At 72.7% G+C, this 13,353-nt stretch carries 17 protein-coding genes and 1 pseudogene; 9 read left to right on the forward strand and 9 right to left on the reverse strand.

Annotated features, from left to right (window positions below; translation table 11 throughout):
* Window positions 1-113 precede the first annotated feature (113 nt).
* The 4 genes from AB5J54_RS39045 (at window position 114) to AB5J54_RS39060 (ending at window position 2,998) form a co-directional block, all read left to right on the forward strand.
* Window positions 114-491, forward strand: a complete 378-nt coding sequence (locus AB5J54_RS39045; protein WP_369148698.1) for a hypothetical protein — start codon at window positions 114-116, stop codon at window positions 489-491.
* Between the two features lie 198 nt (window positions 492-689).
* Entirely contained in the window at window positions 690-1,475 is a 786-nt protein-coding gene (locus AB5J54_RS39050) for a polysaccharide deacetylase family protein (protein ID WP_369148699.1), read from the forward strand.
* 429 nt (window positions 1,476-1,904) lie between these two features.
* Entirely contained in the window at window positions 1,905-2,630 is a 726-nt protein-coding gene (locus AB5J54_RS39055; RefSeq protein WP_369148700.1) for a hypothetical protein, read from the forward strand.
* Entirely contained in the window at window positions 2,627-2,998 is a 372-nt protein-coding gene (locus tag AB5J54_RS39060) for a peptidase inhibitor family I36 protein (RefSeq protein ID WP_369148701.1), read from the forward strand. Before AB5J54_RS39055 ends, AB5J54_RS39060 begins: the two co-directional genes overlap by 4 nt.
* An 8-nt stretch (window positions 2,999-3,006) precedes the next feature.
* On the opposite strand, the gene AB5J54_RS39065 is transcribed toward AB5J54_RS39060, so the two are convergent.
* The 5 genes from AB5J54_RS39065 to AB5J54_RS39085 form a co-directional block, all read right to left on the reverse strand.
* Complete coding sequence (locus AB5J54_RS39065; protein WP_369148702.1) at window positions 3,007-3,774, reverse strand: rod shape-determining protein MreC; 768 nt, start codon at window positions 3,772-3,774, stop codon at window positions 3,007-3,009.
* Window positions 3,775-3,944: 170 nt separating this feature from the next.
* Window positions 3,945-5,132 carry a globin domain-containing protein gene (locus tag AB5J54_RS39070; RefSeq protein WP_369148703.1) on the reverse strand — a complete coding sequence of 396 codons (1,188 nt, stop codon included), beginning with the start codon at window positions 5,130-5,132 and terminating at the stop codon, window positions 3,945-3,947.
* Window positions 5,133-5,232: 100 nt separating this feature from the next.
* The gene (locus tag AB5J54_RS39075; protein ID WP_369148704.1) at window positions 5,233-5,682 is read right to left on the reverse strand and encodes an Rrf2 family transcriptional regulator; all 450 of its coding nucleotides are present in this window, start codon (window positions 5,680-5,682) and stop codon (window positions 5,233-5,235) included.
* 36 nt (window positions 5,683-5,718) lie between these two features.
* Entirely contained in the window at window positions 5,719-6,435 is a 717-nt protein-coding gene (locus AB5J54_RS39080) for a hypothetical protein (protein WP_369148705.1), read from the reverse strand.
* 242 nt (window positions 6,436-6,677) lie between these two features.
* On the reverse strand, window positions 6,678-7,076 hold the full coding sequence (locus tag AB5J54_RS39085; protein WP_369148706.1) for an SHOCT domain-containing protein: 399 nt from the start codon (window positions 7,074-7,076) through the stop codon (window positions 6,678-6,680).
* A 160-nt stretch (window positions 7,077-7,236) separates the two neighbouring features.
* Between AB5J54_RS39085 and AB5J54_RS39090 the strand changes: the two genes are divergently transcribed.
* Both AB5J54_RS39090 and AB5J54_RS39095 read left to right on the forward strand, forming a co-directional pair.
* Window positions 7,237-7,677, forward strand: coding sequence for a DUF6325 family protein (locus AB5J54_RS39090; protein WP_369148707.1), 441 nt, complete (start codon window positions 7,237-7,239; stop codon window positions 7,675-7,677).
* 2 nt (window positions 7,678-7,679) lie between these two features.
* Window positions 7,680-8,024, forward strand: a complete 345-nt coding sequence (locus tag AB5J54_RS39095) for an SHOCT domain-containing protein (protein WP_369148708.1) — start codon at window positions 7,680-7,682, stop codon at window positions 8,022-8,024.
* Between the two features lie 13 nt (window positions 8,025-8,037).
* Here AB5J54_RS39095 and AB5J54_RS39100 read toward each other — a convergent pair whose 3' ends face one another.
* A complete protein-coding gene (locus AB5J54_RS39100; RefSeq protein WP_369148709.1) occupies window positions 8,038-8,487 on the reverse strand; it encodes a peroxiredoxin in 450 nt (149 codons plus the stop codon).
* An 84-nt stretch (window positions 8,488-8,571) separates the two neighbouring features.
* A complete protein-coding gene (locus tag AB5J54_RS39105) occupies window positions 8,572-9,162 on the reverse strand; it encodes a PadR family transcriptional regulator (protein ID WP_369148710.1) in 591 nt (196 codons plus the stop codon).
* Window positions 9,163-9,324: 162 nt separating this feature from the next.
* Between AB5J54_RS39105 and AB5J54_RS39110 the strand changes: the two genes are divergently transcribed.
* The 3 genes from AB5J54_RS39110 to AB5J54_RS39120 all read left to right on the forward strand — a co-directional run bounded on the left by AB5J54_RS39110 (window position 9,325) and on the right by AB5J54_RS39120 (window position 11,778).
* A complete protein-coding gene (locus AB5J54_RS39110) occupies window positions 9,325-9,810 on the forward strand; it encodes an SRPBCC family protein (RefSeq protein WP_369148711.1) in 486 nt (161 codons plus the stop codon).
* A gap of 230 nt (window positions 9,811-10,040) precedes the next feature.
* A complete protein-coding gene (locus AB5J54_RS39115) occupies window positions 10,041-11,405 on the forward strand; it encodes an Ig-like domain-containing protein (RefSeq protein ID WP_369148712.1) in 1,365 nt (454 codons plus the stop codon).
* A 22-nt stretch (window positions 11,406-11,427) separates the two neighbouring features.
* Window positions 11,428-11,778, forward strand: a complete 351-nt coding sequence (locus AB5J54_RS39120; protein WP_369148713.1) for a CU044_2847 family protein — start codon at window positions 11,428-11,430, stop codon at window positions 11,776-11,778.
* A 281-nt stretch (window positions 11,779-12,059) separates the two neighbouring features.
* Here AB5J54_RS39120 and AB5J54_RS39125 read toward each other — a convergent pair.
* A pseudogene (locus tag AB5J54_RS39125) lies at window positions 12,060-12,530 on the reverse strand (threonine/serine exporter family protein); the annotation flags it as partial.
* Window positions 12,527-13,342, reverse strand: a complete 816-nt coding sequence (locus AB5J54_RS39130) for an ABC transporter permease (protein ID WP_369148714.1) — start codon at window positions 13,340-13,342, stop codon at window positions 12,527-12,529. The pseudogene AB5J54_RS39125 and the gene AB5J54_RS39130, both read right to left, overlap by 4 nt.
* Window positions 13,343-13,353 lie beyond the last annotated feature (11 nt).

Raw genomic sequence — 13,353 nt, forward strand, 5'->3', positions numbered from 1 at the left:
GTTCGGCGGCCCTCGCGGGGTGGGCTCCCGAGAGGGATGCTGGAGACCTGGCACGACGAGCGCCCGGCCCGAGGAGCGCGTGGCACCACGAGCGGCCGACGGGCCGCGAGGAGATGAGCGACGTGTACGACTTGCACATCGACACCGACGTCACCGTGCAGCTGAGCGACTGCTGCAAGGAGGACGCCCAGGCCGTGTTCGACGTCCTCGACCGCGTCTACCAGTTGGAGGACATGGAGACGGTGAGCCCGCAGGCCGCCACGGGACCGGAGCCCACGGTCTGGAGCGCCACGTTCGACACTGCCGCCGGACGGCACGAGGACGTGGGGCCCACCCATCTGACCGCCCCGGTCGGCGCCACCCTGACAGGTGGCTACCACGCCGTCGACGAGGTCGAGAAGGTGCTCGCCACCGGCTTCGACATCCAGTCCCTGCAGTCCGTCTCCGGTGACCAGGAGACGGAGGCCAGGCTGTTGCTCGCGTCCCGCTGAGCGGGACGCGTGGACACTCCGGGCGACGCGGACGGGCGCCGCCCGGGGTTCTCGTGTGCCCGTGAGAGGTGAGAGGCCGGGGGACCCCGCCGACATCCCCGCTATACACCGTATGTAGAGTGCCTTCCGATCAAGCGCACCGCCCTGACCAGCGGTGACGGCTGTACCGAAGACACCACGGGGAAAGCGGGTCCACCCATGTTCCGATCCAGGCCTGGCCGCGCCAGGACAGTGACCACCGCCCTGCTCGCCGCGGCATCGCTGATGCTGACGCTGAGCGGCTGCGGAGTCGATCCGATCACCCCGCAGGACGCCCGGGGCGAGGCCGGAACGGACGGCAAGGCGGGCGGCGCGGCCCGCCGCGTCGACTGCGCCAAGGTCACGTGCATAGCCCTGACCTTCGACGCCGGACCGGGCAAGGACACCCCCCATCTCCTCGACGTCCTCAAGGAGAAGCAGGTGCCGGCGACCTTCTTCCTCCTCGGCAGCAACCACGTCGACCGCTACCCCGAGGTGGTCAAGCGCATCGCCGACGAGGGCCACGAGGTGGCCAACCACACCTGGTCGCACCGGATCCTCACCGACCTCGACGAGTCGGAGGTCCGCGAGGAGCTGTCGAAGACCCAGGACGCCATCGAGAAGATCACGGGCCGGAAGCCCACGCTCATGCGCCCGCCGCAGGGCCGCACCGACGGCACGGTCTCCGACGTCAGCCGCGAGCTGGGACTCGCCCAGGTCCTGTGGAGCATCACCGCCAAGGACTACTCCACCACCGACACGGCGCTCATACGCCAGCGGGTTCTGGAAGCCGCGCACCGCGACGGGATCATCCTGCTCCACGACATCTACGACGGCACGGTGCCCGCTGTGCCCTCGATCATCGACGAGCTCAAGCGGCGCGGCTTCACGTTCGTGACGGTCCCGGAACTGCTCGCTCCCGGAATGGCCGAGCCCGGTGAGGTCTACCGCCCCGAGAGGGACTGACGGACCTGCCGAAACCGGGTGAGGTGCCTCACATCGTCCACCCGGGATTTCTCGGAACATTCGGGAAAGGTTTACCGTTCATACGTATGTGACTGCGAAGGGGTCCGGTCCCCAAGGTCCCCCCCGAGAGGTGACCGCTCTTCGTCCGTCACGGCGATCGGCCCCGGTTGGAATCCCCCGTCCAACCGGGGCTTTGTCGCGCAGGCGTCCTGACACCCCCCTTTTCCTCCGCCGCCCCTTCATGACACGTCGGCTGGAGACACGTCAGCGGCGCGGCTACGGCGCGTGAGGGGCGCGCACCCCGGCGCGTTCGACTCGTTCGAGTGAGCCTCGGCATGGTGGCCCGACCGCCGGGCAGTGATCTTCCCGAGCCGGTCAAGACGATCACCGCCGGCCGCTCCGACCAGGGACGATCGAAGGGGGAGCCCCATGGTCCGCACCACCTCCCGCATCACCTCCCGTGCCCGTCGCGGCCTCCTCGCCGCGGCCGCCACGCTCCTGCTCTCGGGCTGCGCCACCATCGGACCCGGCGGGCCGGCGCCCCCCGGTGTTCCGGCGGGCACCGCGGCCCAGGACGAGCTCCTCAGGGCCGCCGAGCACCGCCTCGTGGCGGACTGTCTCGATGCCAGGGGACTCACCCTCGCTGCCCGGCCCCGCGCTCCGGACGAGGACCGCGCCTTCCAGGCGGCGCTCTTCGGCGCCGGGCCCCACGAGCTCTCCGTCACCCTCGCCACGGGCGCCACCGTCACCGCCCACGAGGACGGCTGCCTCGCCACCGCCCGCCAACGGCTCTACGGCGACCAGCGCCGCTGGTTCCGGGCCCAGGTCACCGTCGACAACCTCCGCTCCGAAGCCCAGGCTCGGATGCGCGCCGACCCGGCCCACCAGGCGGCGCTCGCCCGCTGGACCCGATGCGCGACCCAGCCCGGTCACCCCCGCTCCGACCGCCCCGCTCCCGCCGTCGCGGCCCGCTGCGCCCGCGAAACCGGACTCACAGACGTCCGCGCCCGGCTGGAAGCCGCGGAACTGGTCATGGTGCGCACCCTGCGCCGCGACGAACTCACCACCTACCGGCAGCTGCGCGCCCGCGCACTGCGGCGGGCAGTCGAACTGTCCGCCTCCACCCACCCGCAGAAGGGCTCCACCCACTCGTGAAGCGACTCATCGCCACCTCCGCCGCTGCCCTCCTCGCCATCACCTCCGGACTCGCCCTCGCCACCACCGCCGGAGCCGCCGAATGCCCCAGCGGCGAGTTCTGCGTCTGGCAGGACGCGAACTTCGGCGGTCAGCGCGCCAACTGGAGCGGGGACGACGGCTGGTGGGAGAGCTGGATCTCCGACACCGACTCCTCGTGGGCGAACCACGGCATCTCGGGACCAGGGATCAAGGACCACGTCCAGGTCTACGACAGCGCCTGGCAGGGCGGCAGCATGACCATCTGTCTCGCCCCGGGGCAGGAGGTCGGCTACGACGGCGCCGCCAACGACCGCGGCGACTCCCATATCTGGTCCACCGGCTGCTGATCCCGGCGTCAGTCGCGTGACAGGGCGCCGGCCGGGTGGCGGAGGGCGGAGGCCAGCATCAGACCGGCGCCACGGACGACGCTCGTGGACGGATCGTTCGCCAGACGGAGCCGGGCACGGAGGAGGTGGGCCAGCCGACCTGTCACATCGAGGCGCAGGGCGCCGCCGCCGGTCACCAGGACGCCCCGGCGCAGCGCCCCGCGGACCGCGCCGGTGCGGTCCTCCCGCCACAGGTCGCTCACCATGTCGGCGGTCGTCGCGGCGATCGCGTCCGGCGCGCTCCCCGACTCGGGCAGGTCGTCGAGGCCCACCTCGGCGAGCCGGGCGTCCTCGACGAGCCCGTCCACGACGAGCGTGACCTCCGTCAGCTGGGCGCCGAGGTCGACCACGAGCAGCGGGCCCCCGCCCGACGGGGCGGCGTAGGCGGCGGCCGCCCGGGCGCTGTCCACGGCGATGACCCGCACCGGGCCGAGACCGTCCACGAGCCGCTTCGCGGCCGCTCGCTCGTCCGGGGCGGCGAGGACCGGGTGGGTCAGCATCACGACGGTGTCGTGCCCGCTGTCACCCGGGGCCGAGGCGGCCAGGCGCCGGAGCAGACGGAGCTGGGAGTCGGCATCGGTCACCCGGCCGCGGCGCACCGGACCGCTCGGCACGTCCGCGAAGACGCCCGCCCCCGGAGCCCAGGCGCGGGTCCGGGAGCTGCCGATGTCGAGGGCGATCCCGCGCACCGGCCGCCCCGGGCCCCTGCCGTTCCCTGCTGCTCCGAACGATCCCATCGCTTCCGTCCATTTCCTGCGAACCCGCTGATTGCGAGGTTGATATGGCACCTCACTATGCAATACCCATGGAATTAACGCCATGGTGCTTGGGGATCGAAGGGGGCTGAAGGGGGTTGAAGGGGGCTGAAGGGAGGTGAAGGGAGCTGAAGGGGGAGGGTGGCGAGAGGTCAGCCCTCGGCGCCCAGCCACAGGTCGGGGCCGAACACCTCGTAGTGGATGTCGGCCGCGGCGGTGCCCCGGCCGAGGAGGTCGCCGCGCACCGCGCGCAGGAAGGGCAGCGGACCGCACAGGTACGCGGTGGTGCCCGCCGGCAGGTCGATGAGCGTCACGTCCGCGCGGCCGGGACGGGCGCCGGACGCGGCCGGCTCCTCGTACCAGAGGTGCAGTGTGCCCTGCGGGAGGGCGTCCACCAGGCGTCGCAGCTCGCTCGCGTGCGCGTGGGAGTCGGGCGTGCGGTCGGCGTGCACCACGACGACCGGCCGGGTCGATCCGGCGGCGGCGAGGTGGTCGAGCATCGCCAGCATCGGGGTGCTGCCGATGCCCGCGGAGGCGAGCAGCAGGGGGCTGTCGCCCTCGGGCAGGACGAGGTCGCCGAACGGGACCGAGACCTCCACGGTGTCGCCCGTGCGGGCGTGCGCGTGCAGCCAGGAGGAGACCTCGCCCGCCGGGTCGCCGTCGACCCGCTTCACCGTGATCCGCCACTGCGGGTGCCCGGGAGCGGCGGACAGGCTGTACTGGCGGATCTGCCGGGCGCCGTCGGGCAGCGCGACCCGGACGCTCACGTACTGGCCCGGCCGGAACGGGGTCGTCGGCGACCCGTCGGCGGGGCGCAGGACGAAGGACACCGTGTCGGCGGTCTCCTCCCGCCGCTCGGTGATCTCCATGGCCCGCCAGACCTGGCCCTCGGTGACACCGGCCTCCTGGTAGAGACGGGCCTCCACGGCGATGAGCGCGTTCGCCATCAGCCAGTAGACCTCGTCCCACGCCTGTGCGACCTCGGGGGTCACCGCCTCGCCGAGGACCTCCACGATCGCGGCGAAGAGGTGCTCGTGCACCGTCTTGTACTGCGCGGAGGTGACGCCGAGCGAGGCGTGCTTGTGCGCGATCCGGGACAGCATGGCGTCGGGGCGGCTGTCCGGGTTCTCGAGCAGGGCGACCGCGAAGGCGGCTATCGAGCCGGCGAGGGCCTTCCGCTGCTCGCCGTTGGCCTGGTTGCCCCGGTTGAACAGGTCGCGCAGGAGCTCGGGGTGGGCGGCGAAGAGGCGCCCGTAGAAGCGCTCGGTGATCTCGTCGAGCGCGCCGCCGACGGCGGGCAGGGTGGCGCGGACGACCGGTACGGCCTGCTCGGACAGCATGAGAGCTCTCAATCTGGTAGATGATCTACCTATTTAAAGGTGTGCGGATGCCCCTCCGTGGCCCATCGGAAGCGTGTGGAGGGGGGAGGAGGGGGCTCGGTCAGGGGGTCTGTGTGGGACGTGGGCTGAGAGTGAGGAGCAGCGGGCCGGTCGGCGACTCCACGAGCGAGGCCACGGTGAGCGGGTCGAGCGCGCGGTAGAAGGCCTCCTGCGCCTCGCGCAGTGCTCCGCGCAGCCGGCACGCGGTGCGCAGCGGGCACGGCGGGTCGCCCTCGCAGGCGACGACCTCCTCCTCGCCCTCCAGGGTCCTGGTCAGCCAGCCCACCGAGGAGCGGCGCCCGAGTTCCGTCAGGGCCAGGCCGCCACCGCGGCCCCGCCGCGCCTCGACCACGCCGAGATGCTGGAGCCGTGTGACCACCTTCGCCATGTGCGCGTAGGGCACGTCCATCGACTCCGCCACCTCGCGGGTGGTGACGGACTCCTCCGGTGCGGTGACCGCCAGGCGCATCACGGCACGGAGCGCCAGGTCGGTGAACTTTGTCAGCCTCACGCCATGACCGTATCAAAGCGGTATCTCGTGTACGTATTAAGGGGGTGGCTCTCGACGACGCCTCCGGCGGTGCCACAGCCACCAGCCGCCCGTGAGCAGGCAGCTGGTCACCAGGACGATCCCGGCCACGGGCCACTGTCCGCCCGCGATCCGGAGGTCCGTGGCGGCGACCACGAGCAGTCCGCCCACCGGGAGCACCACCGATCCCAGCGCGCGAAGCCCGGCCGTGGCCATGTCCGGGTCGACCCGGACACGGCGCGGCGAGCGCAGGTCGCGCGAGCCGACGTAGAAGACGGTGGCCCGGTCCATCAGCTGGTTGGTGGCGCGGTTGTACGAGACCGCCATGTACGGCAGCCAGACGAGCGGGGCCACCAGGCCGATGAGGAACACGCAGGCCACGAGCACCCACTGGCCGAACCGTGCGAGCCGGCCGGGGCCGTCTTCGGAGGGCGTGAGCAGTCCGAGGAGCCGGGCCATCCGCATCACCAGGTCCCACAGGGCGCCCGTGCGCCCTCGTCCGTCGCGCGCGCGGGGCTCGGCCGCGTAGGAGTCGAGGGCGGCCAGGGCTGTCACGGTGTCTCCGTACACCCCTTGCAGGACGAGCAGTTCGGCCGCCCGCTCCGGATCCGTGGGATCCCGCCCCTCGCTGGCGGCGAGTTCGAGCACCGTACGCGCCTGGGAGAGGAGGGCGGCGCAGAACGCGACGGGGATGAAGAGGAGGAACGGGCCGCCGACGAAGGCGCCTTCCGCCACGACCCTCCGGCGGCCGCGGCTGAGGACGAGGGACCGCAGAGCCGCCGCGTCGGCTTCCGGATGGGCGGCACGGAGGCGTGCGACCGCCGGCCCGGCCCCGGGCCCGAGGTGGCGCAGGGCGAAGGAGGCGAGCGCCTCCGGGAGCCTCCCGGGTGCCGCCGCGACCTCCCGCAGCAGGGAACCCGAGAGCCCGGCACCGCGCCCGCCTTCCTCCGGGTTCGCCGCCCGCCGCCTTCTCGGTCTCAGGACAGGACCTTGGCCTTGGCCTTCTCGAACTCCTCGGGCGTGATGGCGCCCTTCTCCTTGAGCTCGGCCAGCCGGGCGAGTTCGTCAGTGGGGCTGGTGCCGCCGCCCTGCGTCCCGGCGGTCTTGCGGATGTAGTCCTGGAACGCCGCCTCGCTCTCCTTGGCCTGCTTGATGTCCCGCTGGCCCATGCTCCTGCCGCGTGCGATGACGTAGACCAGCACGCCGAGGTACGGGAGCAGGATGCAGAAGATGAGCCAGCCTGCCTTGCCCCAACCGCTGAGGGAGTGGTCCCGGAAGATGTCGGTGATCACCTTGAACAGCAGGAACAGCCACATGATCCAGAGGAAGAACCACAGCATGGTCCAGAAGACGTTGAGGAGGGGGTAGTCGTCCATTCCTGCACTCCGTTCCCGCACAGGCCGGGGAAGGCCTGGCGATGCAGCGAGTTTCGCTCAGCCCTCGCACGCCCGCATGTCGTAAGCCTGCGCGTGCGGGCCCGGCGCCGCCGTGTTCGGATGGAGGCCGCGAATCGCACGAGAAACGGAACGGAGCACCATGGGCCCGGTGGAATGTGTCGTGCTCGCCTTCCCGGGGGAGCGGCTGAAAGTGGCGGCGGTGACGGCGATCGCGGAGCTGCGCAGAGCGGGCCAGGTGCGCCTGATCGACTCGCTCGTCGTCGTCAAGTCCGTCGCGGGCGAGGTGTCCACCTCCGAACTCGTCGAGTACGAGGAGTACGACGACGCCACCGCCGAGATCGGACCCGAGGCCAATCTGCTCGGCCCCGAGGACGCGGCCGAGGCGGCCGAGACGCTCGAACCGGGTTCCTGCGCCCTGATGCTGCTCGTCGAACACGTGTGGGCGACGCGGGCGGCGGACGCGATCCGCGAGGCCGGCGGCCGGATCGCCGGGGCCGTGCGCGTACCGCCCGAGCTCGTCGAAGAGGCGCGGGTCGCGCATCGCGAGGCTGTGGCCGCCGCATCGGTCGGAAGGAGCTGAGCATGTTCCTGCGACGACGCCCCCTCCTGCGGCCGGTCGTCCGGCCCGTCGGCGCGCCCCTGTTGCGCGGCGCGCTCGTGGGCGGCGCGGCCTATGCGGCGGGGCGCAGCTCCGCCCGCGCCGCGCGCCGCGAGGAGGACCAGGAGCGGGCCATCGCCGACCTGCAGGCCCAGCAGCAGTCGCCGGCGGTCCCGCCGCCCGCGCCCTCGACTCCCGCGGCGCCGCCCGCCTCCGGCGGCGCGCCGTCGATCACCGACCAGCTGGCACGGCTCGGCGAGCTCGCCCAGCAGGGTCTGCTCACGCCCGAGGAGTTCGCGGCCGCCAAGGCCAAGCTGCTCGGCGTCTGAAGGCTCCGCCCGGTCAGGCGCCGCGCAGGGCCGCGAGGGCACGGTCCGCGTGGGCGCTCATCCGCAGTTCGCTGCGGACGACCTCCCGGACCCGCTGGTCCTGGCCGATCACGAAGGTGACCCGCTTCGTCGGGGCGAGCGAGAAGCCGCGCTTCACACCGAACCGTTCCCGTATGGCGCCGTCCGGGTCGGACAGCAGGGGGTAGCCGAGCGAGTGCCGCTCGGCGAACTCCTGCTGCCGCTCCACCCCGTCGGAGCTGATGCCGACCGGCAGGGCGCCGACGGCACGGAACTCGGCCGCGAGGTCACGGAAGTGGCAGGCCTCGGCGGTGCAGCCCGGGGTGAGGGCCGCCGGGTAGAAGAAGAGGACGACCGGGCCTTCGGCGAGGAGGCCGGTCAGTGAGCGCGGCGCGCCCGTCTCGTCCGGAAGGGTGAAGTCCTCGACGAGGTCACCGACATTCATTTCAGGCCGTCCTCGGTCCGTCCGTGTGCGCCGCCGGTGCCTCCGGTGGCCGGCCCGTGACGTTACCGCACAGTAGGGCCGGCGTCACCCCTGGCGTACCGCCTCCGGGGCCGCGCTCCGTGCCGCGGCGCGCCGGTCGAGCACGGCGAGGGCCCGCTCGCCCCAGCGCAGGTTCTCCTCCTCGAAGAACCGCCCCCGCATCAGCGTGAGGTACGGTCCGACGCGCTCCGCCTCGCCCAGGTACGTCTCCTCGTCCCGGCCGTCGAGCATCCACTCCCGCAGCCGGTCGTAGCGGGCGAGCTTCGCCCGGGACGCCTCCATCCGCTGCGCCACGAACTCCCGGACGGCCGCGGTGTCGCCCTCGTCGCAGGCCTGGACCTGCACCATCAGCTCGTCGCGGACGGCGCTCGGGCGGGGCGGGGTGCCCGTGTAGGCGACCAGATCCCGCCGGCCCGGCTCCGTGAGGCTGAACATCCTCTTGTTGGGGCGCCGTTCCTGCTCCACCACGCGGGCCGTGATCAGACCGGCCTCGGCGAGCCGCTCCAGCTCGCGGTAGAGCTGCTGCGGAGTGGCGGCCCAGAAGTTGGCGACGGACACGTCGAAGATCTTGGCCAGGTCGTATCCGGAGGCCTCGCCCTCCAGGAGAGCTGCGAGGACGGCGTGCTTGAGCGACATCCGGACACGCTAGCAGCACGTTGAATAGTTTCCTCCGCACCTATTCAACCGGGTGGCCGCCCGAGGGAGCCGGACGGCGGTCCTTCGCTGGCAGGTCCGTCCGGCGCCTGCCTAGGCTGGAGAGGGGCAGGCCGCGGGGCAGCAGATCCGAGGGGCAGCGCGATGGACAGTGACACGTTCGTGTACACCACCTATATCCGGACCACGCCCGAGGAGCTCTGGCAGGCGCTCACCGAGCCGGAGCTCACCCGCCGCTACTGGGGCGTGGCCTTCGAGTCGACGTGGACCCCGGGCGCGTCGATGGTCTGGGACGAGCAGGGCCGCAGGACCGTCGACCCCGAGCAGGTGGTCCTGGAGGCCAAGCCCGGCCGCCTCCTCTCGTACACCTGGCACACCTTCACCCCGGACTGGGCGGAGGCCGTCCGTCTCGACCAGGAGGCGTACGAGCGCCTCACGCGCGAGCGCCGGTCCCGGGTCACCTTCGTGATCGAGCCGTCCGGCGACACGGTGAAGCTCACGGTCACCCATGGCGACCTGGAGCCCGACGGCACCATCAAGGGCCTGATCGGCGAGGGCTGGCCCGCGCTGATCTCCAGCCTCAAGTCCCTTCTGGAGACCGGCGAGGAGCTCCCGGAGCCGCCCCGCTGAGACCGGCCCGGCCGCCCGACCTCATCCGTCCCCGCCTGATCTCGTCCGCCCCGCCCGACCCCGTACGTCCCCAGCTGCCCCCGGCCGCCCGGCTGACCCATTCGAGTCGTCTCGCCCCCGACTCCGCGCCACGCCCGGCGCCTTGATCATCTTTTTCTCCTTTCATCCGTTTTGATGCTGCGGTCGGCAACGCCCGCCGACGCCACCGCACGAAGGGGAGGCTGTCCGACGTGTCGTCACGCCGATACGCACGGGGATGGGGAGCGCTCTCCCTCGCCGTCGGAGCCGTCCTCGTCAGCACGGCCGCCCAGTCGCCCGCCCCGGACTCCGCACGCGAGCAGGGAACCGCCGCGGACCGGGACGCCACCGCCGTCGTCTCCCTGGACGGCTGCGCAGCCGACGGAGGCCTGTGCTCCGCCCCGCCCCACACGGTCGTGCTCGGCGGCGACCGTGTTCTCACGGGCCGCCCGTTCACGCTCGGCCCGCGGGCCACCGGCCCCGTGGAGCTCTCGCTCCGCACCCCGGGTGTGCTCGCCGACATCAACGTCACCGACGAACGCGGCCGCCGGATCGCCGGAGCGCAGAGCGCGGACCACACCCGGTGGACCAGCGCCGCGCCCCTGCCGGCCGGAGCCCGCTACGCCGCCCGGATGGTCGTCGACGGGACGGGGGCGTACGGCCCGCACCGCGCCCGCCTCGACTTCCGGACCGCCCCGATGCCCGCCGGCGAGCGGCTCACCGTCGCCTTCGGACCGGACGACGGCGGCACGTACGGAGTGGGGCAACCGGTCACCGCCGAGCTCAGCCGGCCCGTCCCGGCGGACGACCCGGGCGCCCGCCGCGCCGTGGAACGGGCGCTGGACGTACGGGCCGATCCCCACGTGGAAGGCGCCTGGCACTGGGTCGACGCCCGTACCCTCCACTACCGGCCCCGCACGTACTGGCCCGCGCGTGCCACGGTCCGCGTCCGCAGCGGCCTCGACGGGGCCCACGTCGGAGCCGGCCTCTACGGCGGTCCCTCACGCCCCCTCACCTTCACCACCGGAGCCCGGATCGAGGCGGTCACGGACGTCTCCGCCCACAGGATGAACGTGTTCCGCGACGGGGAACTCCTGCGCACGCTCCCGGTGACCACCGGCAAGTCCGGCTACCGGACGAGAGGCGGTGTCAAGGTCGTCCTCGGCAAGGAGCCCCTCGTCCGCATGCGCGGCGACTCCATCGGGATCGCCCGCGGCAACAAGGAATTCTTCGACCTCAAGGTCTACTGGGCCACCCGGGTGACCTGGAGCGGCGAGTACCTGCACGCCGCGCCCTGGTCGCTCGACTCCCAGGGCAGCGAGGACGTCAGTCACGGCTGTACGGGGATGAGCACCGAGGACGCCTCCTGGCTCTTCCACACCGTCCGCGAGGGCGACCTCGTACGGGTCGTCAACGGGTACGGGGAGCCCATGATGCCCTTCGGCAACGGCTTCGGCGACTGGAACCTCAGCTGGCCCGAGTGGCTCCGGGGCAGCGCCCTCGCCACGGACACCACCACCGACACCACGGGCTCAGCCTCCCGGTCCGTCGCGGGTGCCCTGAGCCCGACCCTCTGACCGTTCGACCGTAGGAGCACCGATGCAGGAGATCACGGAAATCGAGGTCGGGGACGCGACGCTCTTCGTGGAGGCACGGCGCCTCGGTCCCGAGCCCGAGCGCCTCGGCCCCGACTCCGAGCGGCTCCGTCGCGAGTCCGAACCCGAAGCGCTCGGCGACCACCTCCCCGACCTCTCCGGCGTCACCGAGGCCCTCTCCTCCTTCGCCGGACGGATCGGCGAGGCGCTCCGCCAGGCGGCCCCGGACCGCGCGACGGTCGAGTTCGGCTGCCAGCTCGGCCTGGACGCGGGCAAGCTCACCGCACTGGTCGTCCAGGGCAGCGCGAACGCGAGCCTGCGCGTGACCCTCGAATGGGTGAAGAAGCCCGGCTGACCGGTCAGTGCCCGGGCTCCGCCTCCGCCGACTCCGTCGTCGGGTCCCCCTGCGTGGCCGGGGCCGGTTCGCCGAGGCTGAGGCGGGGCCGCCGCTGGAGCCCGGCGCCGGCAGGAACACCACCTGGTCCGGGGTGTGCGAGCGCCGCTCGATCCAGGTCGCCATCGGGGGCAGCAGCATCCCGGCCGCGAAGGCGCCGAAGGTCGGCCCGGCGAACTCCGCGGCCACCGACTGCACCAGGCAGTCACCGGCAGGGCCGTACGGGCCGCCGGGAGCCGGTCGCCGAAGAGCCGGAGCAGGCCGACGCCCAGACCGAGCACCGTGTATCCGATGACGGCGGGGACGGTCGCGTGCCGCATCGCGCCGAGGCCGACGGTGAGGAGCACGTACCCGAGGACGGTGGCGGCCGGGCTGAACCGCTCGGGCCGTTCCCGGACCTCCCGCGGGGCGTGGCGCGCGTCCTCGAACGGCACCTCCGTCGCCTGCATCCGCTCGACGAGGGACTGCAGCGCCTCCACCTGGTCGAGGCGGAGGTCGGGGCCCTCGACCGGGGCGAAGTCCAGCTCGCCGCCCCGCCCGTCGGGGCCGCCCCCGACCCGTACGAAGAGGCCCGTGGGGACCACGAAGGAGCGGACCCGCATCCCGTACCGGGCGGCCACGTCGTGCAGGACGCGCTCCACCTCCGCGGTCCGCTCCCCGGCGCGGAAAACTGGCAGGACGGCGGTGGCACCGCCGTCCTGGCGCTCCCTCACACCCGCCCGCCGCCCTGTGTGTCCGAGGAGAGGCGCTGGGCCGCGTAGATCGGGATCACCGAGAGCAGGACGAGGGCCGCCGCCACCACGTTCACCACGGGGGCCTGCTGAGGGCGGGTCATGTTGTTGAAGATCCACACCGGCAGGGTCTGCACCGCGGGTCCCGCCGTGAACGTCGTCACCACGATCTCGTCGAAGGACAGCGCGAAGGCGAGCAGCCCGCCCGCGAGCAGCGCCGAGCGCAGCAGCGGGAAGGTGATGTCCCAGAAGACGCGGAAGGTGTGCGCCCCCAGGTCCATCGCCGCCTCCTCGTACGAACCGGGCAGCCGTCGCAGCCGTGCCACCACGTTGTTGAAGACGACCACGATGCAGAAGGTGGCGTGGCCCACGACCACCGTGAACATGCCGAGACCGACCCCGAGGGGTTCGAGAACGGTGCCGAAGGCCGAGTTGAGCGCGATGCCCGTGACGATGCCGGGCAGCGCGATCGGCAGCACCACCGCGAAGGAGACGGCCTCGCGCCCGAAGAAGGTGTACCGCTGCACCGCGAAGGCGATGAGCGTGCCGAGCACGAGCGCCACCGCCGTCGCCGCGAGACCGGCCCGGACCGAGGTCCACAGCGCCGCGCGGGCGCCCTCGTTGTCCCAGGCCGCCGCCCACCAGTCGAGCGTGAGGCCCGGCGGCGGCCAGCTCGCCGAGCGGTCCGGGTTGAGCGAGCCGAGCAGCACGAGCAGCAGCGGCAGGTAGATCGCCGCGAAGCCGAGACCGGCCGCGGTGCGCAGCGCGATCCGCGCGGGACGGGAGAGGTTCATCGGTCGCGGTC

This window comes from Streptomyces sp. R44, assembly GCF_041053105.1.
Classification (GTDB): Bacteria; Actinomycetota; Actinomycetes; order Streptomycetales; family Streptomycetaceae; genus Streptomyces.